Source organism: Shewanella sp. MBTL60-112-B2 (assembly GCF_019655055.1).
Taxonomy (GTDB): Bacteria; Pseudomonadota; Gammaproteobacteria; order Enterobacterales; family Shewanellaceae; genus Shewanella.
Window position 1 is genome coordinate 88,946 of the sequence record NZ_BPFA01000005.1, and the last position, 24,260, is coordinate 113,205.

Sequence of the window (24,260 nt, forward strand, 5' to 3'; positions counted from 1 at the left end):
GCGCCCCTTGTGATTCACCCAGTATATGAGAGTTTTAAATGCCGTTTTCCTTAGGTCAACGTTGGATCAGTGACACCGAATCAGAATTAGGTTTAGGTACCGTAGTTGGAGTAGAGGGTCGCATGGTGACCGTTCTTTTCCCTGCAACAGGCGAAAACAGATTGTTTTCCCGTACAGAAGCCCCACTCACTCGTGTTATTTACAACCCAGGTGATACCGTAGAAAGCCACGAAGAGTGGAAGTTGACGGTAACTGAAGTTGAAGAAAAAGATTCACTGATTATTTACCACGGCACCCATAGCGAAACTGGTGAACAAGTTAGCCTGCGCGAAACCTTGTTGAATCACAATATCCGCTTTAATAAGCCACAAGATCGTCTGTTTGCAGGTCAAATCGACCGCTTAGATAGATTCAATGTGCGCTACCAGTGCCAACTGCTACGAAATAAATTAGCGACATCCGATCTACTGGGACTGCAAGGGCCACGTGTTGGATTGATCCCGCATCAGCAGTGGATTGCACACGAAGTCGGTCAACGTTTTGCGCCGCGCGTATTGCTTGCCGATGAAGTAGGTCTAGGTAAGACCATCGAAGCTGGTTTGATTATCCACCAGCAACTACTGACTGGCCGCGCCGAGCGTATCTTAGTGATCGTGCCTGACACACTGCGTCATCAGTGGTTAGTAGAGATGCTGCGCCGCTTTAACCTACGCTTCTCAGTATTTGATGAAGACCGTTGTGTTGAAGCCTATGCCGATCACGACAACCCTTTCTATACCGAGCAGCTAGTGATCTGTTCACTGGATCTATTGCGTAAGAAGCGTCGTTTAGATCAAGCCCTAGATGCCGACTGGGATCTAATGGTTGTCGATGAAGCCCATCACTTAGAGTGGTCGGAAGAAGCGCCTAGCCGTGCTTACCAAATTGTTGAAGCCTTGAGTGAAGAGATCCCTGGCGTTCTACTGCTTACCGCAACCCCCGATCAGCTAGGTCACCAGAGCCACTTTGCGCGTCTACGCCTACTAGATCCGGATCGTTTTTACGACTATGAAGCTTTCTTAAAAGAAGAAGACAGCTACAAAGACGTTGCTACAGCTGCCGACGCCCTTGCCTCTGGTGAGTCGCTATCAAGCGAATCGATTGCTAGCTTAACTGAGCTTCTGTCTGAAAAAGATATCGGTGCGTCAATCGCGCTAATTCAAGACGATGCAGCCGATGCTGATAGTCGCTTCCAAGCTCGTGACGAACTGCTACAAGATCTACTCGATCGCCACGGTACAGGTCGCGTACTTTACCGTAACAGCCGTGCATCGGTGAAAGGCTTCCCTGTGCGTAACTTGCATGTACATCCACAGAAGATGCCTGAGCAGTATGTTACTGCTTATCGCGTTAGCTCTATGATGAACAAGCACTTAGACACTAATGCTAAAGTTCGCCAAGTATTAAGCCCTGAGAAGATCTACCAAGACTTCGACAGTGGCAGTGCGGCATGGTGGAAGTTCGATCCACGTGTGGACTGGCTAATTGACTTCCTAAAGACCAACCGCAGCAAGAAAGTGCTAATTATCGCTAGCCAAGCCGAAACCGCTTTGAGCCTAGAAGAAGCCTTGCGTACTCGTGAAGGTATTCAAGCGACTGTCTTCCATGAAGGCATGTCGATCATCGAGCGCGATAAGGCCGGTGCCTACTTTGCGCAAGAGTCAGGTGGTGCACAGGCGCTTATCTGTAGTGAAATCGGTTCTGAAGGTCGTAACTTCCAGTTCGCCAGCAATCTAGTATTGTTCGATCTGCCGTTAAACCCAGATCTGCTAGAACAGCGTATCGGTCGTCTTGATCGTATTGGTCAGAAAAACGATGTTGAGATCCACTTACCTTTCTTAGCCAATACAGCGCAAGAAAGATTGATGCAGTGGTATCACCAGGGGCTAAATGCCTTTGAGTGCACCTGTCCAAGTGGTCACATTCTGTTTAATGAATTCTCTGCTGAGCTATTAGAGACCCTGCTTAATAACGATGAAGCAGTGCTTGAAAGTCTACTAGATGGCACTAAGGCGCGTTATCAAGAACTAAAAGTGGCAATGGAACAGGGCCGCGATAAACTGCTTGAGATTAACTCTCACGGCGGCGAGCGAGCAAACCAGCTAGTGAAAACTCTGGCAGATAAAGATGAAGATACTCAGCTTATTGGCTCTGTGATCCGTCTTTGGGACATTATCGGTGTCGAGCAAGAAGATAGCGGCGAGAACGCCATTGTATTGCACCCTAGTGAGCACATGATGTTCCCTACTTATCCTGGCTTACCAGAAGATGGTATTACCGTGACCTTCGATCGTGAGATGGCATTGTCTCGTGATGATATTGCGCTAATCACCCAGGAGCATCCGCTAGTACAGACTGGTCTGGACTTAATCACCTCATCAGAAACTGGTACTACTAGCGTGGCAGTATTGAAGAACAAGGCGCTACCTGCGGGTACTGTGTTCCTTGAGCTTATCTATTTAGCCGATGCCTCTGCACCTAAGTCGAGCCAGCTTTACCGTTATTTACCGCCAACACCTATCCGTGTGTTGCTGGATAAGAACGGCAACAACCTGTCTGACAATGTGACGTACGAGAGCTTCAACAAGCAACTCAGTGCGGTTAATCGTCATATCGCCAGCAAGTTGGTTAATGCATCACAAGCTATCTTGCACCCACTATTTGCTAAGGCTGAGAGCTTTGCTACGACCCAGCTTGAAACTCTTACTCAGTGTGCTCGTGAGAAGATGACCAGCCAGCTATCTGGTGAGCTCGAACGTTTGAAGGTGCTAAAAGCGGTTAACCCTAACATCCGTGATGAAGAGCTAAGTCACTTAAGCGAACAGATGGCTGAGTTAAACCGCTACTTAGACAGCAGCCAACTACAACTCGATGCCATTAGACTCGTGTTAGTTAGCCACGCTTAAGTCGCGCTGACATTAGCATTGAGCTAACAGATACTTTTCCAATCCAAAAAGCCCTGATCATTCAGGGCTTTTTAATAAGCCGGTTTTTATAAACACAGTGTAAAGGTTATACTGCTGGGCCTTCCTATCTCAGTGGATATGATCACCAGTATGAAGTTCTCAGCTATTTTAGTTAAACCTCTTACTCTTATCAGCCTTATTTGTGGCGCTATAACTTACACTGGCTCATTTATAGCATCGGCATCTAACGCCGATTACAGCTACCTTCCCGCTAGCGAGGTCAAGCAACTACAGGTCGAGAACCAAAGCGTTCCGGCTCTATTGCGGCCTTGGTTAGGCCACAAACAACTCGGCTTAGCCATTATCGTGCCTGCCCTAGGGGAACGCGCCGATGCTCCTGGCTTAGCGAGTTATCTAAGACGTGAGCTAAACGATGCGGGGTGGGCAACCTTAGCCCTGACACCGCCAGAGCCTGCCGACACAAGCACTGAAATAAACACAGCAATTGAAACTGGCAATCAGCTTACTAAGCAGCCAGAGCAAGCCAGTGATAGTCAACTCACCGCAGAGCAAGTAGCTAAGACCAAACTACAGCAAGATTTTATGCTCGCCTCCATGGCGCAGCTCGATGCGCTAGGTAAACATTTTTCAGGTAAAAGAATGCTGGTGACCATGGGAGATAGTGCCAACCTAATCATAGAGCTATTAGCAAGCAAACGTCTGCCTATGCCCGATTTGTTGGTGATAGTGAATCCCTATAGCGAGCTGGAGTCGGTCAACAATGCTCTGCCTGAAAAGCTAGCCTCACTAGCCATTCCTGTATTGGATATTCAATCTAAAGATGGCACAGCGGCATCAATTTCCACTCAGCTGAAGAGGAGAAGCTTGGCGCCTGCTAATGCGCCGACTCGCTACAGTCAGCAAGTCTTAGCGCTAGACTTAACACTTGAGATGGCGTGGGATAATAGCCTCGAGTTAATTGAAGGATTTGCCAGCAGGATCAATAAAGCCTATCCAAATGGATAGGCTTTATTCTATTAAAACCGAGTATCAAGTTAGTCTTTACTCAGCTTTAAGGCTCCAGCAATCAAGACTACGGTAATGCCCATATAGAGTAGATCCAACATAGAGGTAGGCTTCATATCGGTAAAGAAAGAAAACACCTTAATAATCAACATCATTAAGATCACTTTACCCAACTTACTCTTTAATGAATCTATGCTGCTGATAATCAAAATCTTACCACCAGCGTCACTCTTACTGGCATCTTTAAGATTACTGATAAACAACTCATATAGACCGAAAGCAAAAATAAGCAATACTGCGCCGAGTAGGAAGGTATCTAAGATCTCCACCACAACCATCACCAGATCGTTGCGCACTGCGTGGCTGCCACTGAATACATAACCAAGAATAAGCTCAATCATGTGTACAACATCTCTGAGGCCCATAGCAAAGACCACAAACGCAGCCATAATACATGACAAGACACCAAACATAACCGACAAGCGGCTGCTCCAGAGAAAACGTTCAAAAAGTTCACGCATGAGTAATAAGCTTCCAATGATTTTTAGTTGGTATACCAATAAACAATAGTAGAATTAATGTCCTACTACCGGAATCGATAAGGAATGCGAGTGTAAAAGAAGCCATTCATCACCACACTTAAAACATAAGCTTTCGTGAAGCCGATCACATTTCATATTCTCAATTAAAAATTACCAGCCAGATTGCCTGTTTTGGTAGGTTTTATCCGGCTTCTTAGTCTGCCTTAGTGCTGCAATCACTCGGTTTTTTCCCAGCAATAAGCGCACCTGATACCAAGACTCTCGGCCTAATAGCTGACGAATAGGAGCTGACCAACTTTTACTAATGCTGCGCTTAATGGCCGCATTAGCATCGGGGGATGTTTGTGCTAGCTTGCTTGCTAAAGCCGTAGCGGCTGCCATAGGGTTCTCTGCCACTTTCGTCACCAAATTCATCGATAAGGCCTGCTCAGCAGAAATAACATCTGCTGACATTGTAAGCATAAGCGCCTGATCTCTTGGCATTAACTCTCTCAGTCCTGCAAGGCCAGCCATGTCTGGTACTAGCCCCCATTTCGCTTCCATTATCGACATCTTGCAATCTGGTGCCGCGATTCTAAAATCTGCACCTAAGACTATTTGCATACCGCCGCCGTAACATATCCCTTCCAGCACCGCGATAACCGGAACGGGTAATCGCCTCCAGCCGATAGAAACCCGCTGAGCAAGATTGGTGTTACCGGGAAGCAGCTTAAACAGTAATTTAACCGCATCTAACGGCGAACTCATTACACTTTTTACATCTAAGCCTGAGCTAAAATTACCACCTTCACCAAACAACACTACCGCTGTCAGGGTTTTGTCTCGTGCTAATTTTTTTATACAGAGATCAATTTCATGAAACAGCTCATAATTCAATGCATTATACTTATCCGGCCGATTCAGGCTCACAAAAGCAATGCCGTTATTTTTGCTGATACGTACTAAATCATGAGTCATGTTGCTGCCCTTCCTTGCCAAGTGGTCTGTCCAGAAAGCAAAGTTAACACATTTGGAATATTTGGTTAATAGCTATAACATACATAGGGAATATGACATTCGTCATTTTTTTGTCATCAAATAAGACTTTCTATTGGTAAGTTGATATTTAATAATCGGGTCGTAGCGCATCCCCTTCTCATAAGGGATAATGTCATGGAAGCTACCCCGTAAGATTTCATTTCGAAGGCATAAGCCAAGGATTTAAAACTGAAATACAATTTTTGTATTTCAGCGGCAAGTTATTGCTTCGAAAATGTGACAAGGACTTCAAACTGCGGCAACCAACGAGCATTTTAAGCTAGCCGTGAGTAACTAAGCTGTAAATGGATAAATAGGAAACAATAATAACAATGTCGCTGCCGATATTAATTTGTGATGATTCAGCGTTAGCCAGAAAACAGATGGCACGCACGCTTCCTAAAGATTGGGATGTCGAAATCACCTATGCTACTAATGGCTTAGAAGGCATTGAGGCGATCCGTGAAGGCAAAGGCGAAGTGGTCTTTCTCGATTTAAACATGCCTGTAATGGATGGCTACCAAGTCTTAGAAGCTATTCAAAAAGAAGATCTGCCCGCACTGGTTATTGTGGTTTCTGGTGATATTCAGATTAAAGCTCATGAGCGAGTCAGAAATCTAGGCGCCCTCGACTTTATTCAAAAACCTGTTAGTGCCGATGCTATTAGCCATATTCTACAAGAATACGGTATTTTAGAGTTAGCTCAGGGTATTGAACATAACCAAGGCCCCATGATCCAAGTCGATCTCCGTGACGCCTGCCAAGAGGTTGCTAACGTCGCTATGGGCCGCGCCGCAGATCTACTATCTAAGTTGTTAAATGTCTTTGTAAAACTCCCTATTCCAAACGTTAACGTACTTGAAGTCAGCGAACTTACCATGACGCTGAAGGCCACCGAGGAGCAGAGTACCGTATCGGCGCTATGCCAGGGGTTCATTGGTGCCGGTGTAGCCGGAGAAGCATTATTACTGTTCCATGATTCTTCATTTCAAGATATGGCCAAGCTAATGAAGCTTGAAAACCCAGAAGATGAAGAAACTGAAATTGAAGTCATGATAGACACGGCGAATGTGCTGATTGGCGCCTTCCTTAATGGAATATCAGAACAGTTACATATGAAGTTTAGCCAGAGCCACCCCGTTGTGCTTGGTAGACACTGTAGCGTCAATAACCTGATCAGCGAGAATTCCGATAAGTGGAGCCGCACATTGGCGATGGAAATTAATTATCGCATCGAAGATCATGATATTCAGTGTGATTTATTACTGCTGTTTACCGAAGACTCACTGCCAACGCTAAACTATAAGCTTGGCTACTTGCTAGATTAAAATGGATATTAGGATGGCAACAGATCAGAAAGCTGTAGACAACAGCGCGATGAACGAACTCCACTGGCTAATCGATATGGTGCAAACCATAGAGGTAGGCTTAGTCGTACTTGATCGTGATTACAACATCCAGCTGTGGAACGGTTTTATGGAAAACCACAGCGGTGTAGCGCCTAATTCAATTAAAGACAAAAATCTGTTTAAACAGTTTGATTATCTACCCGCTACTTGGCTCAAGCAGAAGATGGAATCGGTTTTTCTGCTTAAGAATCGAGCATTTATCAGCTGGGAACAGAGACCCTTTGTGTTTCAGTTCAAGAACTATCGGCCGATTACTGGTAGAGCGGACTTCATGTATCAGAACGTCACCCTGTTACCTCTGTCATCACTCACAGGTGAAGTGACCCATATCAGTATGATCGTCTATGACGTCACCGACGTGGCGATCAATAAATTACAGCTAAAGTCAGCCAATGAACGCTTTGAACATTTAAGCCAGATAGATGGACTGACTCAGCTATTTAATCGTCGTCATTGGGAATTGTGCTTACAGAAGGAGTTCGATCGTCATGCTCGCTATGGCAATGATACTAGCTTAGTAATGCTCGATATCGATCACTTCAAGTCGATCAATGACACCTACGGTCATCAAGCTGGCGATAGGGTACTGCAGAATGTGTCTCACACCATTAAAAAATCGCTACGGGAAACCGATTGCGCCGGGCGTTATGGCGGTGAAGAGTTTGGCGTAGTGCTGGCGAATACCCCGGCAGCAAATGCGCGATTCTTTGCCGAACGTTTGCGAAAGAAGCTCGAACAATTAGAGATCTGCTATGAAGATCACACCATTAAGATCACAGTGAGCTTAGGCATTTGCGAAATCAAGCCTGAAATCATCGATAGTGATACTTGGTTGTCATTAGCCGATCAAGCGCTTTACCAGGCAAAAGAAGCCGGCCGCAACTGCACTATCGCTCACGAGTAACGCTGCGAGAAATAGACGCTAAAAGTCAGAGTCCAATTAACATGAGTAGATCTTCAGGCAAAGCCTAATTGATGATAACCACCTGCTGAAGTAGATGGTTTAGCGCTGAAAACAAAAATGCCCATCATCAGATGGGCATTTTTGTTGGTAAGCTTATGGGCGAAAACTAGTGTAGTTCTTCGTCTTCATAATCATCTTCGTCTTCGTCTCTGACTTCTTCGCCATTTTCGTCGATGAAATAGGTACCCCAACCGTCATAATCAATTTTCTGCTTAGCCGCTAAAGTGATCATTTTCTCGCAAGCTTCATCTAGAAGATCTGTCTCTAGCTCATGGCTCGCAACGGCATCGAAGCAATAAATCACAGAGCCATCATCTAACTCCATCTCTTCGGCGTCATTGACTTCATAGCCTAGCTTGAATGCGTCAACAGCCGCCTTCTCTAAACGATCGAAGTTAGTCGATGAAAAATGATGCTCAATAGTGTACTCGGCATCGGGTAATGAACCATCGGCAAGAATCGCTTCAACGATCTCGCGGTTTTCTTGTTTCTGTTCGTTTAACTGGCGTTCAATAGACATCGATGACTCCTCAAAAATTTGGCGATCGATTATACCGCTTTAGTCATTAATGCAGAAGCTTCTTGATTCAACTGTGACAACTTTTCCGACATCAAAGCGTGAATGCGCTTAGAAAGCTCTTTCACTTGTGTCTTGTCGATCCCCGTCGTTTCAATCGGTTCCATCATTTCGATGATCACCACACCATTGTTCCAACGATTTAGCTTGATATGACACTGGTTTGAAGCCAATACAGGCACCATAGGCACACCGGCTGCAATTGCGGTATAGAATGCTCCTGCTTTAAAAGGCAGCAAGCCTTGACCGCGTGATCGTGTTCCCTCTGGGAAAATCCACACAGACAGGCACTTATCTTTGATCTTACGTGCAGTCGCAGCCATGGTATCGAATGCCTTACTACGGTTTTTACGATCGATCAAAATGTTACCCGATAGCCAGTAGATCTGCCCAAATAACGGCATCCAGGCTAGGCTCTTTTTACCTAAGCTCACCGTGCCTTTTGGCACAACAGCGGTATGGGTAAACATATCGAAGTTATTCTGATGGTTTGCAAGGAAAATACATGGCTTATCGCCCTGCTGCTGACTGTTACGCACAATGACTTTGATACCGAGTACAGGTGCAGCCCAAGAAAACACTTTGGCGAACATGTGTACGTTATCTCGATGACGAGGACGCAAAATACAAGCTAAGCCACCGATAATAAAGGCTAATAGCAGCATGATAGACAAGATCAAACATCTAAGGATTAACAGCACTATAATCTCCCGCGATTTAATTGGCGCCAGTATATCACCAACTAAGTGCGACTCAATATAAATACGACTTCATTCAAATGAACATAAGTTTACACGTGTAGCCTGAAGACAGGCTAACCTTGATAAAAACCGAGCGACTCTAGCTGACATAGCTTAAGTGAACTTTAATTTCGCTCGGATTTAGCCGCAGATTTTAGCTTAGTTCCTTTATCGATAAGGTCTGACCTGACTTTAATGCTAGTTCATCAGCTCATTTTCTAAAGCCGAATTCCTGCTTTTTATATAAAGCATCAATCTAAATAATATTGCCGTCACAGCTAAGGTTGCCACAATGGCAGCACCGCTAGGAAGATCTAAACTCGCAGACAAGACTAAGCCAGCTACATAGCCGACTAAACCGACTAAATAGGCCCAGCCCAACTTAAATCGTCCGCTGAAATGATTCACCGCAAGCGCTGGTAAGATCAAGCTACTAAACACTAAGTACACACCTACAAGCTCAACCGATAACGTAATCACGATGGCAAAAAGCAGATAAAAAGCTCGGCCTTCGAGTAAAGCGGGTCGATAAATCAAAGCTAGCAATATCGCTGAATAGATACCGGCTGGCAGGATTAACTGACTCCAGCTCACCCACAAAATTTGGCCAGACATTAACTGTTTCAACATTTCTGCGCCATGGGGATCGTTCGACAGTAGTAACATGGCCGCTACGGCAGCAAGCACATAGAAACAGCCGATGATAGCTTCGAGTTCATCTGCCATCCGCTTTGACAACCAAGCGATAAAGCCTGCCCCGGCGATAGCAAATAGCGCTGGCATCCACACATTGGAAAATGGCAGGGCCTCTATGTCGTGATTTAAATGGCCGACAATTGCGCCTAAAGCTGCAACTTGGGCTATCGCCAGATCGATAAAAATAATCCCGCGCTTTAATACTTGTTGACCTAAAACAACATGGGTAGATAACACCAAGATCCCCGCTGCGAAAGCAGGTAGCAAGATAGAGAGTAGATCGAGATCAAACATAGGTAGTGACTCTTATCATAATTGATAAAACTAGAACGGATCCCTAAACCGCGATCCGTCCTATTAATGCCTAATCTTGACTGATTAGGCTAGATAGCATTGCAACTTACGATTACTGCTTCGCACTCAACAACAGAGCGATAGCACTATCGAATAGCGTAAACAGATCCACGCTTTGCTCGTTACCACCAACCGACATTGGCAATACTAGCACCGGCAGATCCGAACGCTCAGCTAACCACTCGGCGCCACGCTCACTCTGATATGAGGCGATAACGATCGCCAATATATCGCCCTGCTTAGCACGGTTTAGCAAGCTTGCTAAATGGGAGCTACTCGGTGGGATCCCTGGCTTTGGCTCAAGATCCGCAACCTGCTCTAGCCCAAGCCAGTTAAACAAGTATTTAAAGCTAGAGTGATAGGCGATCACTTTACTGCCCTGTAAAGCTTGCGCTTTTGCCTCCCAGTTAGGGATCGCAGCCTGCCAACGCTCGCTAAAGTTTATCAATGCAGCTTGGTAAGCCTCCTCCGATTCTGGATCGAGTTGAATAAGCTTGTTAGTTAAACTTGCAGCCACCAACAACAAACGATTGGGATCGAAATGAAGATGCGGGTTGCCTTGTGCGTGTACATCACCCATAGAGCGATCTACCGAGGCGAGCTGATCCAGTGTGTCTATCTGCTCTGCCGCAAAGAACAAGCCTTGATCCGTTGATCTTACTTTAGCGTTTGCTGACTTCATCTGCAGCATAGGTAGCCAACCGATCTCTAGATCTGCGCCAGCGCAGATAGCCAAATCGGCCTGACGCATTTTAGCGATCAAACTTGGGCGAGCCTGAACCTGATGTGGATCTTGCATCGCCGTCGTGGCTGAGTAGATCTTAGCGTCCGGCGCCAGCTCTTTCGCTAATGCGGCATACTCAGGCTCACAAGCAAAAATATTTAAGGCTGCAACAGCGTTGTTGGTCATACCGAGTGCTAAGGCAAGTGTTAGGGCTTTTGCCCCTCTAGTTAATGACTGCTTAGAATTGATGCGCACCGTGAGCCCCCAGAGTCATGACATATTGTAGAGTAATGATGTTGTCATCTTCGAAACCATCAAAATTGGTGCCTTGCTGATTGGTATACTGCAAACGCACTGTAGAGAAGTGACTATGGTGCCAAGCAAGGCTCACCTCTGTCTCTTTTAGCTTCTGTGGATCGAAATGGTCACCATGCATCATTTGGGTATCGACTTGACCGTAACGAACACCTGCAGACCAATGAGGTGAGAACTGATAAACACTGCTTAGATACCAACCTTCTTGATAGTCTTTGCCTTCATCACCATGTTCTTCATGCTCATCGTGATCATCATGGTGCTCATCAAGCGGTTTAAAGTCGGTAACACGGAAGTATTCACCACTCAAGGTTAAGTGCTGATACTTGTAGTTACCGTTAGGCGCCCACTTATAGACGAAATCGGCGACATAGGTATTTTCACCCGTATACTGCGCACTATGACTATGGTCATGATCGTGACCATCGTCCGCAACGGCTTCAATATGTTCATGCTCATCCGCGGTCATACGGCCATTCTCGTTACGCAAGTAACTCAAGCCTGCTTGCCAAGAACCATTAGCGCCAACGTCACCGCCAAGCTTAGTAAATGCGGTATACACGCCTAAGTTTTCAAAATCACGCTCACCAAGTTCATCTGCGGCGCGCATGTTGTCACCCTTAAACACTTCAGCACCCATGGTCCAATACAGATCCGTTGGTGCCACATAGCTTAAACGCACACCATCATCGAAATAGTGACTGCCTAAAAATGCTCGGTAAGCCGCAGGTCTATCAGAAAACGAATCCGTATGTACATGTTGATTATTTAGGTAACCAATATCTGACAAAAAGCGACCAGCACGGATAGATAAACCGCCTGGCATGGCTAAGGTCTGAATGAAAGCTTCTTCTAAACCAAGCTCAGTTTCACCATCATGCATCTCGACAACCGCGGTTAACTTACCGTAAAACATATCATCGATATTGGCACTCATTGCCAACTCAGTATGGCCTAAACCAAAGCCTTCGACACGTTCTGACATCGGTCGCTCGCCGCTTTGGTAATATCCATCTAGCACCGCACTAATGGCTGGATTTGTCAGGCTAGGATCGCTTGCTAGCGCTTGAGTCGAAATAAGTGCGCATGCAGCGGCTACGCCTGTTAGGCGCATAGTTGAAATAGTCATTTTATTCTCCGAAATACAGCTAAGCCTTCCCTGTGGGAATACTTAAAAAATTCTAGTTATTTATTGTTTAATATGAAGAATTACGCTGAAACTGGAGGGGCGCGGCTATTAAAGAAACTCACATGACGCGAGTTGGATTGTGGAAGGATGTACTCTTGGCTTTCAACTCCCTGAAGCTCAACATTGATATGAAGCTCACAACTAGGCAACAGGTTATTGACCTGGTGTTGGTGATAACACAGAGTACAATGGTTTGTAGCGCCATCGTCCAAATGACTCAGACTATGAGCGGACGCTGCAAATGACAGGCACAGGAATACGGCAACAAGCCCCATTACCAGTTTCTGCTTTACATTACTCATTCGAATCACAGTGTTAACCTTGTGTGTTAAAACATGACAAGTTTATGTGGATGAAAGTTGAAGTCAAGCTTTGAAGTGGACGAAGGTTACAAACTGTTTGTGAAGTAGATCACCTAAACTTGAATAGCATTTAATACTGTCTTAAGCTCTAACCTCTAATATTGCTAGCGTAAAATGATATCCATAGTGATATTAAACAAGAGTTTATATTTTATTAAGGCGCAAATATCATGCTTGAAGTAATTCGTAAGAACTTAAAGTTTATCATCATGACAACGCTATTTTTTGTTGCGATACTCGGCGGTATTTACTACGTGGAAGCTGCACTTGAAGCACAAGTTCAAGTTATTGACTAAATTTAAGCAGTTCACAAAGTAGCCACACAGCTCTACTCTGATGGCCTAATGTCATCAGAGTGTATGTAGGAGCATGCACTGCTAACGATATTTTTTTAGATGCTCACTGTTATCAACAATCTCAACTTCAGGCGCTTGCCTTACTTTCAGGTTGTCCATGATATGACTCAGCAACATCAGTAAAATAGAGAAAATGGCGACGGGTATGCCAATACTTCTTACCTCAGTATCAAAGTAACTCCACGCAAAAAGCACTGCACCGGTATAAAAGCTGATAATTTTAGTCCAAGATAAAATCACACTTTTACCTAACCAGGCCTGACAAAATGGGCATTGGATCTCAGTACTTAATCCCTTTCCTCTTTGGTTTTCAATTTTATCTATCGCAAATGACTTAGAACAATGGGCGCATATCACTAAAAGTATCTCTCTTAAGCTGCATATTGGCTCACTTTTCGTCCAATATTAAGGCCGCAAAGTTTAACAGATTTAGCTGTGTATTCGCTATTTTGCTTATCGCTATTTCAATAACAAATCGACAGTTCTGCAAAGGCGTAATATTATTACTAGATTCAGGGAACTATCGGACACAGCAAATGCATAAAATGCTCCCCCCAATTTTAATGCTTATTCTAAGCTTATGCTCATTTACAGCAGCAGCAGAGAATACAGAATTAACCAACAATTTAAATAAAATACAAAGCCTTATTGATAGTGATGTTAAAGCACTACCAAGTACTAAAGGCGAAATCAAAAACTTTCTTGAGTACCGTATTGGTCGTAATGCGACCTTGCTGCAAGAAACCCTAAAGGAACAAATGGATAAAACAAATCCAGATGTTGCTTTTTTAAAGCCATATATTGTTAAACAACTTGCCTTTACTAATGCTGTAGAAGCTTATTTTGCCAAACAAAAAGCTGAGCTAATGGGTGAAGCGGGTCCAGGCAGCGATCGTAAGATCATGCTTGGTCTAATGCAGATCCAGCGTGAACAAGATAAGTTATTCACCTCAGAACACGAACTTCTATCTTGGGCTAAAACAGCTGGGATAAATGTTGATGCTGAAGGCAAAGCCTTTGTTGCAGCACTAATTTCTCGTGCTGATGATTTAAATAGCTTTGTTTACTACAACCAAGAGCGCCTGAATCAAGCTGTTGCCGATGTGCAAATTGCTGGCGCAGATGTTAGCGCAGATCAAAAGTCATTAGTTGTTGAGTTAAAAGAGCGTTTGGATCAAAGCTCAAGCAGCCTAAATTCAACGATTGAGATCTTAGATGCTTACGGTCAAAACACTGCACTTTACAAACAAACACTATTTAGTGTGTCTGGTGACATCACCCAAGACGTATTGAACTTTGACGTAGCGAGTAACTTGTTATCTGAGTGGATGACAATTGCTAAGAACCAAGCGATGGAAAATGGCGCGGGCATCATGTTCAAGCTAATTATCTTCTGCTTAATCTTATTCCTATCTAGCCTTGTAGGCAGAGTGGCTAAAAGTGTTGTTCAAAAAGCAGTAAGTAACTCCAAGCTTAAATTTAGCATGCTGCTACAAGACTTCTTTATCTCGCTATCGGGTAAAGTGGTGTTTGCACTGGGTCTACTTATCGCGTTATCACAGCTTGGTTTTGAACTTGCGCCACTACTAGCTGGTTTTGGTATCGCGGGTGTGATCATTGGTTTTGCATTGCAAGATACGCTATCTAACTTCGCATCTGGCATGATGATTTTAGTCTACCGTCCATTCGACGTAGGTGACCTAATCAACGCAGGCGGTGTAACCGGTCGTGTAAGCCATATGAGCTTAGTTTCAACCACAATTAAGACCTTAGACAACCAAAGACTGATTGTGCCAAACAACAAGATTTGGGGCGATACTATCAACAACATCACTGTTGAGCATCAACGCCGTGTGGATCTGACTTTTGGTATTGGTTATGGCGATGATATTGAGCATGCTGAAAAAGTGTTACGCGATATCGTTATGGCACATCCTTTAGTGCTCAAAGATCCAGAGCCTATGATCAAGCTACATACCTTAGGTGAGTCTTCAGTAGACTTTATCGTTCGTCCTTGGACTAAGCCTGAAGATTACTGGGATGTTTACTGGGATATCACTCGTACGGTTAAAATGCGCTTCGATGCAGAAGGCATTAGCATTCCGTTCCCACAGCGCGATGTGCATATCTACCAAACGGCTATAGAGAAGTAACTCTAGTCGTGCTAAAGATAAAATGAAAAAAGCCCCGACAACCTATGGTTGTCGGGGCTTTTCATTATCTATCACTGTTGCCCTTAAGCTAAGCCAACAATCTCACCATCATCGTTGATATCGACATTAAGATAACCAGGCTTAATTCCCAGCCCAGGCATGGTCATCACCTGTCCCACCAGCGCCGTGACAAAGCCTGCACCAGCATTCAGTCTTAACTCGGTAATCGGCAATTCAAAGCCTTTAGGGATCCCTTTGATATTCGGATCATGGCTTATCGACATCGGCGTCTTAGCGACACAGATAGGCAGCTCGCCATAGTTATGTTTAGCCAACCAACTAAGTTGTGATTTGGCTTTATCTGATAGAGTTACGCTCGATGCGCCATAGCCCACCTCAGCAAGCGTCATTAACTTAGACTCAAGACTGCTGTTGCTCTCGTACAGTAAGTTAAACTCAGATGGTGTCTGTGTTGCACGGTAGACCATATCCGCAAGTTTAGTTGCCCCTTCGGCACCTTTACCAAAGGCTTCACTAATCTCGCTACCAAAAGCCTTAGTTTGCTCAATAGCTTCCTTAAGCCACTCAAGCTCTTCATCGGTATCTGTTGGGAAACGGTTGATTGCAACCACCACAGGCACGCCATATTGACTGACGTTGTTGATATGCCATTCAAGGTTAGCAAAACCAACTTTAAGACGCGCCATATCAGGCAAATTAATGTCTTGGTTAGACTCAATACCACTGTTGGCTTTAAGCGCTTTTAGTGTCACGACCACTACAGATGCGCTTGGCGCATAGCCTGACTCTCTCACCTTGATATTACTAAATTTTTCAAAGCCCATATCTGAGCCAAATCCCGCTTCTGTCACCACAACATCGGCAAGCTTAGCCGCGATGGTATCAGCAATAATCGAAGAGTTACCATGAGCAATATTGGCAAAGGGTCCAGCGTGAATAAAGCATGGATCACCTGACAATGTCTGCATCAAGGTTGGCTCTATCGCATCGGCCATTATCACTGTCATCGCACCGGCAACGCCTAGCGTTTCCGCTGTGATAGGCTCACCTTGGGTATTAAGTGCCAATACGAGGCGACCAATACGTTGTCTGAGATCTTTTAAATCTTGGCTCAGTGCCAAAATTGCCATCAGCTCTGACGCAGCAGTGATATCGAAACCTGAGTCATGAACAGGGCCGTTAAACGCACCATAGCCAACTTTAATTTCTCTAAGGCTACGTTCGTTATGATCAACGACTCGGCGCCAAAGGATATTTTCTGCATCGATATTCAGCGCAGTTAAACCAGACTCTTGTGTAAAGGCTTCGGCGCCTAAACGTGTTTCATGGAACAAACGCGCATCGATAGCCGCTGCCGCTAAATTATGGGCACTGCTAACCGCGTGAATATCGCCGGTCAAGTGCAGATTTAACTCTTCCATCGGCACGACTTGCGCGTATCCGCCACCCGCAGCGCCGCCCTTAGTGCCAAATACAGGCCCCATACTAGGCTGGCGAATACAAGCGCAGGTTTTAATGCCGTTAAGATTCATGGCTTGGGTTAAGCCGATAGTTGTTACGGTTTTGCCTTCACCAAAAGGAGTTGGCGTAACTGCAGTAACAATCACCAATTTGGCATTGGCTCTGTCTGCGAGTCGTTTAGCGACCGACAGTGACACCTTAGCCTTATTGGCACCACAAAGAGAGAGTTCATCGGGCTCAAGGCCTAAATTATTAGCAATCTCTGTGATAGGTAAACAGGTATGTTGGCGCGAAATTTCAATATCTGAATGCATTCGGATTTTCCACGTTTTATTTTTTTGTAGGGTAGTTACCGCTGCAATATAGGTGATCTCAGATAGCTAGAAAACACAAATGCATTGTTATTTTAGCTTTTTGTAATCTACGTCAACAAACTGGTTATTTTTTTGCCGCTTTTACGTGCAACTTGACTAGATGAGACATTTTCATGATGTAATACCAATCAGTATAAGAAGTTGATCTACTCAGAACGTTTTTTGGCAAACTAATTCAAGGCAAATAGCTGAAAGAATGGTTGCTCCCTTGTGAAGTTGTTTAACGCAGAAGCAGGCAGTCAAAAACGTTCCAGAATGGCGAGTTTTAGCGGCTCTGATACTGCGACTCTTAATAAACAAAGAGGGAGCTTAACCCTAGTTTAACTATGCTCTTCACTCGTTGCAAACCACATGGATGTGGTGAATGTCATTAATGCAGGAGCATTTAATGACCTTGTCTCAGTGCCGCTAAACTCTCGCTGAGCGACCAAATCTTGATACTGATTGGTATAAAAAAAGGCGCTCTAAGCGCCTCTCATTTAGCGATAACAAAGCTTATAAGAAAGTGATTTCGCCACTGAGATGTGGACGACGCCCTTTTTGGTCTCTAAGCTCAAATACAGTTTTACCGTCAAGTTGCTCGGCGGCAAAACTAACGTTACTCGGCATAAATAGTGGCAGCTTAAAGGCGACATCTATCTGGCAGGCACGATCGCCGATACTTGGCATAAGCTGAGCGATACAACGTCCTTTCGACCACATACCGTGCGCTAAAACACGATCGAAGCCAAAGCGCTTCGACATCACTGGATGAAGGTGAATAAGATTATAGTCACCCGACGCCTTGGCATAACGACGACCTAAATCTTCGGCTAGGCTCCAACTCACGGGCTCTTGCCACTCCATGTTGTTAGCCTTAGGTGGACGAACTCGCTTTGCCTTACCTTCTATGCGATATAGATAAGTCGACTCTGACTCCCACACTAACTCGTCGCTAACGTAGGCTTTAGATACCAAGTCAAACTCGAGACCAGAATCTGTCATACGGCTACTGGTCAGCGCGCATTGAATATTATACTTTTCATCGACGCGAGCACTTCGGTGCAAGGTAATGCTATTTTTAAGATGGATCATTCCCAGCAGCGGGAAGGTTATTGCATCATGGGTAAAGATAACCGCATGCAGTCTAAACGCCATCACATACAGGTAAGTCGGTGGCAATGTCTTACCATCAAAATCGAAGCCACAAACCTTAGCGTACTGCGCCACCTTGTCCTGAGACAAAGCCACGTTTTCGCTGGTCACTTTGATCATAGGCAGCGGCTGCTCGTCCCAACCGGGCTTGCGTCCAAAAAATATCTTGCGATAAAGAGTGAATAGCGACGGCAACGCCTTTAAATCGATACAGTATTCTTTATTCAAACCGATAAAACCTTTCAAAATGACAGGAAAACCAAAATAGGCGGCGTATTATACCTCAAAACTGTCAAACTCGATAATCGCCACCAGACTGAAGAAAACTCATCTTATAAACACTGCTGTTTCCAACAATTTTTAGCCTCTGCCCCCAAAGGCAGTAAATAAGATTGAACACTCTTCTGACCAACCAAGTGTCCCGCCCCCACAACAACAAATAGAGGCTGGGCGGTATCCGGTGACTGCATCAGTTTAATGATCCCTTGAGCCATTGTTTGGTTGCGCCCCCAGAGCATTTTCTCAACCATTTCAGTTTCGCCTTCGCGAAGCATCTCCCCCTCCATCAAGTCGGCTAACTCAGTTTCATCACCACTACGCCAAGCTGAAATTAACTTGAGCATATCGGCATCTGGTGCCTCTATCGCTTCGCGTACCATACTCCATTGTGTATCGGCATCGAATGATGATAAAAGCTCAAATTGAAACTCTGCACTTTCTAACTCATATATTGGCTTAGCTCCCGCTTGTTCTACCAGCACGGCGTCCACCCCATAAGCCCCGCTATATCCTAATGCTGCATAACGCCCTATGCTGACCTGCATCGACTGTAACCAGGGCGCATAACTTTGAATTGCAGCGCAGAAGCTCAGTTTGTCTTGGCAATATTGCGTTAGTACCGCCTGAGTTTCGGCATCGATAGGTATTTGCTTTGAGCCATATTTAGTTAATAGGGCAGGTACATTTACATCTCTTATATCTGCCTCAACGACCAATGCTGCGGACGCTTGATATGCCTGCTCGACCTGCTCAGGCAAAGGGAAGAAGTTAGCCTCGCCAATATGGATTGAGCCCAATAGATAGGCAATCTGTCCTTGATATGATATTTGATAAAATGGCGGTTTATCACTGGGTGCAGCTTTAGTGGCCAATGACACAAACAGCATTACTAACCCTACTGATGTGAATAAACGCCTAACGACACTTGTTGCTATCATCCTTGCCCCTTATAATTCAGCAAATTTCTAATTGAGAGGCTGTTATGCCACACACTCAGGTTATCGAGCAACTTAAAGCCAGTTTGCAAACCGCCTACCGCCAAGCAATCGATGCAGACGCGAGATTGGACGAGCTAAAAAAAGCAGGCCACGTAAAATTTGATACTATTTTCAGTGCCTCTGAAGGCTTTACCACCAAAAGCAACCGCTTTACACCTTACGTGCAAGAGCTTGCTGCCGAAATGGAAGGTTTTATTCAAGATCCAGAGTCAATGACCAAGGGCCTTGAAAACCATATTCCTAAGCTTGGTTTATTACTACAAACCATGCAGGCTTTTAAATCCAACGCAAAGTAAGTCTAGCCAATATCAATCCGTTATTAACGGATTGATATCTGTCATCTAACTGTCATACCTGCGTCATACACTTTGCTGCCTAACACTATATTAGGTAGGAAAGGATGTCCGCAATCGATCTGCAACTAGAACTCTCGAAGATCATCGATAAAGAAAAAATCAAAGCGGTCTTTCAACCTATTTGTAATATCTCTACCCATAAAGTTCATGGCTTTGAAGCATTAAGCCGCGGACCTGAGCATAGTCCACTATTTTCACCTGTACCACTATTTAAAACCGCGGCTTACGAAGGTCGATTATCAGAGCTTGAAACCCTTTGTCGACGGATCTCCATTCAGCAGTTTAAAAATATTCAGCTGCCCGGCAAGCTATTCATAAATATTTCACCTAAAGCGCTATTAGAGCCTAATCACGCTAAAGGACTCACCCTCAGCTTAGTACAAGAGCTTGGCCTGCATCCATCTCAGGTCGTCATAGAACTATCAGAGCAATACCCCGCCGACGATATCGATCTACTAAAGTCCTGTCTCAATCACTACCGTAGCCAAGGGTTTTTAACGGCGATCGATGACTTAGGCGCGGGGTATTCAGGACTAAGACTGTGGTCGGAGCTGGCACCTGATTATGTAAAGATTGATCGCCACTTTATCGAGTCGATAGATAGCTCATCGGTCAAACAAGAATTTGTTCGCTCTATCATCAACCTGTGCCAAAACCTCAGCTGTAAAGTGATAGCCGAAGGAATTGAAACTCAAGCGGAATTAGCAGTGTTAAAACAGCTAGGCATAGTCTATTGCCAGGGCTTTCTACTCGGCCGCCCAACTGACTATCCCAATCGCTGCATTCCATTTGAGCCCACATTGGAGCCGACAACATTAAAGGTTCGATTTGCCGAATCGGCAGAAAGCCTTTGTTGCAGAGCCACCACCTGTCAGTTTACTAGTAAGCTTAAACAAATTGGTGAGACATTTAATCAGCAAGCCAACCTTCAAGCCATAGTGGTAATGCAAGATGAATTGGTGATTGGATTAGTACTAAGAAGCCAGGTGATAGAGCTATTTAGTACTCCCTACGGCCGCGCACTCCACGAAAACAGAGCCGTCGATGAAGTACTGACTACAGAGCTTATCCGTATCGAAGCCAATATGCCTATATCTCAAGTCAGCCAGCGCCTAACCAAAGAGTCCACCGATCTTGTTGTGCAGCAATTTATTATTCTCAAACAAGGAAAATTGCTGGGCATTGGCCACACTAAAGATCTGTTAGCTAAAATCACCGATCAGAAAATTGCTATGGCGAGGCATGCTAACCCGCTAACAGGGCTTCCGGGCAATATCCCCATTCAAGAAGAGCTACTGAGATTACGCCAACAGAAAAAGCCTTTCTATCTGGCATACTTTGACCTATCTCATTTCAAACCCTATAACGATATCTACGGATTCTGTCGAGGCGATGAAGTGATTATGGAGGTCTCACGTCTACTCTTATGTCAGCAAACTAGTAGTAACTTTATCGGCCATGTAGGAGGGGATGATTTCGTCATAATTAGTACTTGCGAGGATATTGAACATCAAGCAATGACAATTATTGATGACTTCGAAACCGCAAAGTCATCGTTTTATTCTAAGCAGCATTGGCAAGATCAGCAGATGTTAGCGGAAGATAGAAATGGCCGACAGTGCTACCACGACCTGATCTCTCTCAGCGTAGGAATACTTCCGCCCTCAATTACCATCCAGTGTAATGAACACCAGCTGTCTCTCTATAGTGCACAGGCAAAAAAACAGGCCAAACAAGCCAAAAACTCACTGAGTATTTTCTCACTAGAAGCAAACATTAGCGCATAAACCACCTAAGGTGGGTTATGCACCAATAAACACTTAAGCAACTGACATAACCTAAATAACTTAGGCTATAAAAAGTCTAAGTTAACTACAGGTTAGGCTTAACCGTTTTTTTAAGCCATGATGCTAGCAGCTCGTTTTCGTATCGATATGGCTTGTTATTCATCTTGTTAATTGAATACATAAAATTCATATCTGTCAGTTTCTCATCACCAGCCATAACCACTTGATCACCTTCAAGTATTTTATAGCTAAAGGTAATACGTGGTGGATAGATATCTTTAACGACCCTGAGATCATTGGTCGTGGCACCAAATGTCGGCCTCACGTCTCCCGCTAGATCCAGATCGGTAACCACCATCTCAAGCTTTTGATCCGGTTTCAGGATCTTGCTTGCCTCTTTATTTAAACTCTTGGTCATTTGGTCGAAGGTACGCTGCTCAAAACGAGACTGAATGTCACCACTTGAGCGGATATCACGAAAGCTATCCGGGTCTTGCCACTCAACTTTTACGACTCCGTCTTCAGTCACTGGGTTTTCAACCGCTTCATCTGTCGCCCAAGCTGAGCTAGATGCGAGTATGCCCGCTACTAGTATATGTTTAACATTCATATGTGCCTCCACGGTTGAACATAAGCTAACCATTAATAACTTAACTATATAATACAAAAGCTGAATCGCAGCTTACTCGATATTTTTCGAGTGTAGTTAATATAGTCATATTAGTAGACCATATTATAAACGAACTAGTTGCATCAAAATGCATCGAAATTTAACAGCGCCAGCCAAACAGTCCTATCGATTTACTTGCTTAGCCGTTAAGCTAAGATCACGTCGTCAGAATAGTAGTCAAAGTCATGCAAAAATTAACCCCTATCATCTTTGTCATCGTTTTGTTTAGTGGGCTGGCAGCAGCCATTTTCACTATCAACCACTCTGAAACAGCATCACAATCTGAAAGCTGGTCAGCTTTTATCTATAAAAATGGTTACAACTCTGGTCGATATGATAAGAAAGACGATTTTGACAACTACCCAAGCTGTAAGGCTTATTCAAAGCAAGAATCCGACAAGCTTAACGGAGTCGCCTGGGAATGCGGCTTAAACTGTGGTTTTGATTCTATGCGCCAGGGTTTTCACTGTGAAACCATGACTAATGAATAGCGAATAGTTCACAATCGCTAATTAAGTCTCTTACTCTTACTGCACATTAATTTTGCGCTGACATTCCTCATTATTATTTGCTATTAGTCCCGCTTCTTAGCTTTGCCAAATCAATCGCCATATCCCTACTCACGAACCTGTTCACTTTTCGTTCAGCTCGGGTACATGTTACATCCGCTAACATTCGTATCAAGTTAAAGCGTACCACCGAGGAAAGCTCTTAAGTCTGCCGATATTTATCCAGCTAAGAGTAAGGATTTCTGAAGCGGGTTCCCCATTTTATTATTTGGAGTCAAATATGAATTACTCGAATACTAGCAAAATCCCTTTTTCTGGCCGTATGGCATTTATCGCCGCACTACTAATGACATTTAGCTTTATCGGCCAGGCTAATGCCAATGAATTTACCCCGAAAGAGCAAGCCGCCATTGCTGAGCATTACGAAATTCTGGCCGACCATCAAGCTGAGTCAGACCAAGCACTTGAGTCAAAGATGCAGGCTGAATTTGATGAGCAGATGCAAGATTCTGAGCAAGAATATATGGAGCTCGCTTGTGCCACTCACGGGCTAGAATTCGATAGCGAATCTACAGTCTGTCACGAATAGCGCTAACGAGAGCTCATAACTGATAGCTAAAGCGATTGTGATGAAAGCCATCGGTAAATACCACCAGTGAACACGCAATAAAAAACGAGGCCATTTGGCCTCGTTTTTTATTGTTCTCAAAGCTGACTATCTACCTTAAAAAGGAAATGCCGCACTTAATTGTGGGTAAGCAGCCTTTAGCTGCTTCTTCTTATGCGAGAACTTTTTACCCGCAGGGTTTGCCTGACCCGATGGCACATAAGGTAGCTCATCATCGGCACGCTCTTCATAAAGTTGGCCAGCAATCAGATCGTATTCATCTACGAAAGGATAGGCAGAGCCGTCTTTCTCTGGCCATTGTGGCAAATTGCCCAGTTCATCTGGCGACTCAACCACTTTGTCGTACCACTCCTCGCCCAGAGAGATTAAGAAACAACGAAACTCAGCAAAGGCATATTCAGAATCACAGCCTGTAATAATATAAGCTGCGCCCCAAACTGCCCAAGAATAAGAACGACGCATCTGCTGACCAAATATCTTGTCAAAATCTCGCAGGTCGTCATTACTCAAGGGGCTCAATTTCTGTTTGAGTGCCTCGGCAAGCTCTGTTTGATCTTGTTGTGGTGATGTTCGGGTCACTAACGCCCAAAACTCAGATTCAGTCATCGGATTCTCTAATAGTACGGTGTAATGCCGGCTATTCTAGCGCATTCCCCACCAGCTTAGCTAAACAA

24 protein-coding genes are annotated in these 24,260 nt (G+C 44.5%); 10 read left to right on the top strand and 14 right to left on the bottom strand.

Features of this window, described 5'->3' with window-relative positions:
* The first annotated feature begins 38 nt into the window (after window positions 1–38).
* The gene (rapA, locus tag K5Q73_RS04565; protein WP_220761927.1) at window positions 39–2,945 is read left to right on the top strand and encodes an RNA polymerase-associated protein RapA; all 2,907 of its coding nucleotides are present in this window, start codon (window positions 39–41) and stop codon (window positions 2,943–2,945) included.
* Window positions 2,946–3,095: 150 nt separating this feature from the next.
* Window positions 3,096–3,971, top strand: a complete 876-nt coding sequence (locus tag K5Q73_RS04570) for an alpha/beta hydrolase family protein (RefSeq protein WP_259650765.1) — start codon at window positions 3,096–3,098, stop codon at window positions 3,969–3,971.
* A gap of 29 nt (window positions 3,972–4,000) precedes the next feature.
* On the opposite strand, the gene K5Q73_RS04575 is transcribed toward K5Q73_RS04570, so the two are convergent.
* Window positions 4,001–4,492, bottom strand: a complete 492-nt coding sequence (locus K5Q73_RS04575; protein WP_220761929.1) for a YqhA family protein — start codon at window positions 4,490–4,492, stop codon at window positions 4,001–4,003.
* 171 nt (window positions 4,493–4,663) lie between these two features.
* Window positions 4,664–5,470 carry a crotonase/enoyl-CoA hydratase family protein gene (locus tag K5Q73_RS04580; protein WP_220761931.1) on the bottom strand — a complete coding sequence of 269 codons (807 nt, stop codon included), beginning with the start codon at window positions 5,468–5,470 and terminating at the stop codon, window positions 4,664–4,666.
* A 392-nt stretch (window positions 5,471–5,862) separates the two neighbouring features.
* Between K5Q73_RS04580 and K5Q73_RS04585 the strand changes: the two genes are divergently transcribed.
* Both K5Q73_RS04585 and K5Q73_RS04590 read left to right on the top strand, forming a co-directional pair.
* A complete protein-coding gene (locus tag K5Q73_RS04585; RefSeq protein WP_220761933.1) occupies window positions 5,863–6,858 on the top strand; it encodes a response regulator in 996 nt (331 codons plus the stop codon).
* Between the two features lie 13 nt (window positions 6,859–6,871).
* On the top strand, window positions 6,872–7,843 hold the full coding sequence (locus K5Q73_RS04590; protein ID WP_259650766.1) for a sensor domain-containing diguanylate cyclase: 972 nt from the start codon (window positions 6,872–6,874) through the stop codon (window positions 7,841–7,843).
* Window positions 7,844–8,009: 166 nt separating this feature from the next.
* On the opposite strand, the gene rraB is transcribed toward K5Q73_RS04590, so the two are convergent.
* From rraB to K5Q73_RS04620, 6 genes are all read right to left on the bottom strand, one after another.
* Window positions 8,010–8,423: a ribonuclease E inhibitor RraB gene (gene rraB, locus K5Q73_RS04595; protein ID WP_220761944.1), complete on the bottom strand. Its 414-nt coding sequence runs from the start codon at window positions 8,421–8,423 to the stop codon at window positions 8,010–8,012.
* Between the two features lie 29 nt (window positions 8,424–8,452).
* Window positions 8,453–9,181, bottom strand: a complete 729-nt coding sequence (locus K5Q73_RS04600; protein ID WP_220761946.1) for a 1-acylglycerol-3-phosphate O-acyltransferase — start codon at window positions 9,179–9,181, stop codon at window positions 8,453–8,455.
* A gap of 237 nt (window positions 9,182–9,418) precedes the next feature.
* On the bottom strand, window positions 9,419–10,210 hold the full coding sequence (locus K5Q73_RS04605; RefSeq protein WP_220761949.1) for a metal ABC transporter permease: 792 nt from the start codon (window positions 10,208–10,210) through the stop codon (window positions 9,419–9,421).
* A 112-nt stretch (window positions 10,211–10,322) separates the two neighbouring features.
* Entirely contained in the window at window positions 10,323–11,249 is a 927-nt protein-coding gene (locus K5Q73_RS04610) for a metal ABC transporter solute-binding protein, Zn/Mn family (RefSeq protein WP_374706807.1), read from the bottom strand.
* Window positions 11,233–12,438, bottom strand: a complete 1,206-nt coding sequence (locus K5Q73_RS04615) for a hypothetical protein (protein WP_220761951.1) — start codon at window positions 12,436–12,438, stop codon at window positions 11,233–11,235. The genes K5Q73_RS04610 and K5Q73_RS04615 overlap by 17 nt, the downstream gene beginning before the upstream one ends.
* A gap of 80 nt (window positions 12,439–12,518) precedes the next feature.
* Window positions 12,519–12,800, bottom strand: a complete 282-nt coding sequence (locus K5Q73_RS04620; RefSeq protein ID WP_220761953.1) for an ABC-type zinc uptake system zinc chaperone — start codon at window positions 12,798–12,800, stop codon at window positions 12,519–12,521.
* Between the two features lie 230 nt (window positions 12,801–13,030).
* Here K5Q73_RS04620 and K5Q73_RS21565 point away from each other — a divergent pair, with 230 nt between their 5' ends.
* Complete coding sequence (locus tag K5Q73_RS21565; protein ID WP_259650767.1) at window positions 13,031–13,156, top strand: hypothetical protein; 126 nt, start codon at window positions 13,031–13,033, stop codon at window positions 13,154–13,156.
* 81 nt (window positions 13,157–13,237) lie between these two features.
* Here the strand turns inward: K5Q73_RS21565 and K5Q73_RS04625 are convergent, their stop codons facing one another.
* Window positions 13,238–13,573 carry a hypothetical protein gene (locus tag K5Q73_RS04625; RefSeq protein WP_220761954.1) on the bottom strand — a complete coding sequence of 112 codons (336 nt, stop codon included), beginning with the start codon at window positions 13,571–13,573 and terminating at the stop codon, window positions 13,238–13,240.
* Window positions 13,574–13,752: 179 nt separating this feature from the next.
* Between K5Q73_RS04625 and K5Q73_RS04630 the strand changes: the two genes are divergently transcribed.
* Window positions 13,753–15,369 (top strand): mechanosensitive ion channel family protein, encoded by a 1,617-nt coding sequence (locus tag K5Q73_RS04630; protein WP_220761956.1) that lies wholly within the window; start codon window positions 13,753–13,755, stop codon window positions 15,367–15,369.
* 83 nt (window positions 15,370–15,452) lie between these two features.
* Here the strand turns inward: K5Q73_RS04630 and K5Q73_RS04635 are convergent, their stop codons facing one another.
* From K5Q73_RS04635 to K5Q73_RS04645, 3 genes are all read right to left on the bottom strand, one after another.
* Entirely contained in the window at window positions 15,453–17,165 is a 1,713-nt protein-coding gene (locus K5Q73_RS04635) for a formate--tetrahydrofolate ligase (protein ID WP_220761958.1), read from the bottom strand.
* A gap of 555 nt (window positions 17,166–17,720) precedes the next feature.
* Window positions 17,721–18,587, bottom strand: coding sequence for a MaoC/PaaZ C-terminal domain-containing protein (locus K5Q73_RS04640; RefSeq protein ID WP_220761959.1), 867 nt, complete (start codon window positions 18,585–18,587; stop codon window positions 17,721–17,723).
* A gap of 104 nt (window positions 18,588–18,691) precedes the next feature.
* Window positions 18,692–19,576: a TraB/GumN family protein gene (locus tag K5Q73_RS04645; RefSeq protein ID WP_220761961.1), complete on the bottom strand. Its 885-nt coding sequence runs from the start codon at window positions 19,574–19,576 to the stop codon at window positions 18,692–18,694.
* Window positions 19,577–19,620: 44 nt separating this feature from the next.
* Here K5Q73_RS04645 and K5Q73_RS04650 point away from each other — a divergent pair, with 44 nt between their 5' ends.
* Entirely contained in the window at window positions 19,621–19,932 is a 312-nt protein-coding gene (locus K5Q73_RS04650; protein WP_220761963.1) for a prephenate dehydrogenase, read from the top strand.
* A gap of 104 nt (window positions 19,933–20,036) precedes the next feature.
* Window positions 20,037–21,779, top strand: coding sequence for a bifunctional diguanylate cyclase/phosphodiesterase (locus tag K5Q73_RS04655; RefSeq protein ID WP_220761964.1), 1,743 nt, complete (start codon window positions 20,037–20,039; stop codon window positions 21,777–21,779).
* An 85-nt stretch (window positions 21,780–21,864) separates the two neighbouring features.
* Here K5Q73_RS04655 and K5Q73_RS04660 read toward each other — a convergent pair whose 3' ends face one another.
* The gene (locus tag K5Q73_RS04660) at window positions 21,865–22,389 is read right to left on the bottom strand and encodes a DUF3016 domain-containing protein (protein WP_220761965.1); all 525 of its coding nucleotides are present in this window, start codon (window positions 22,387–22,389) and stop codon (window positions 21,865–21,867) included.
* A 245-nt stretch (window positions 22,390–22,634) separates the two neighbouring features.
* On the opposite strand from K5Q73_RS04660, the gene K5Q73_RS04665 reads away from it, so the two are divergent.
* Together K5Q73_RS04665 and K5Q73_RS04670 are read left to right on the top strand one after the other, a co-directional pair.
* Entirely contained in the window at window positions 22,635–22,940 is a 306-nt protein-coding gene (locus K5Q73_RS04665; protein ID WP_220761966.1) for a hypothetical protein, read from the top strand.
* A gap of 298 nt (window positions 22,941–23,238) precedes the next feature.
* Window positions 23,239–23,547 carry a hypothetical protein gene (locus tag K5Q73_RS04670; RefSeq protein ID WP_220761967.1) on the top strand — a complete coding sequence of 103 codons (309 nt, stop codon included), beginning with the start codon at window positions 23,239–23,241 and terminating at the stop codon, window positions 23,545–23,547.
* Window positions 23,548–23,682: 135 nt separating this feature from the next.
* Here the strand turns inward: K5Q73_RS04670 and K5Q73_RS04675 are convergent, their stop codons facing one another.
* Window positions 23,683–24,192, bottom strand: coding sequence for a DUF4240 domain-containing protein (locus K5Q73_RS04675; protein WP_220761968.1), 510 nt, complete (start codon window positions 24,190–24,192; stop codon window positions 23,683–23,685).
* Between the last annotated feature and the right edge of the window lie 68 nt (window positions 24,193–24,260).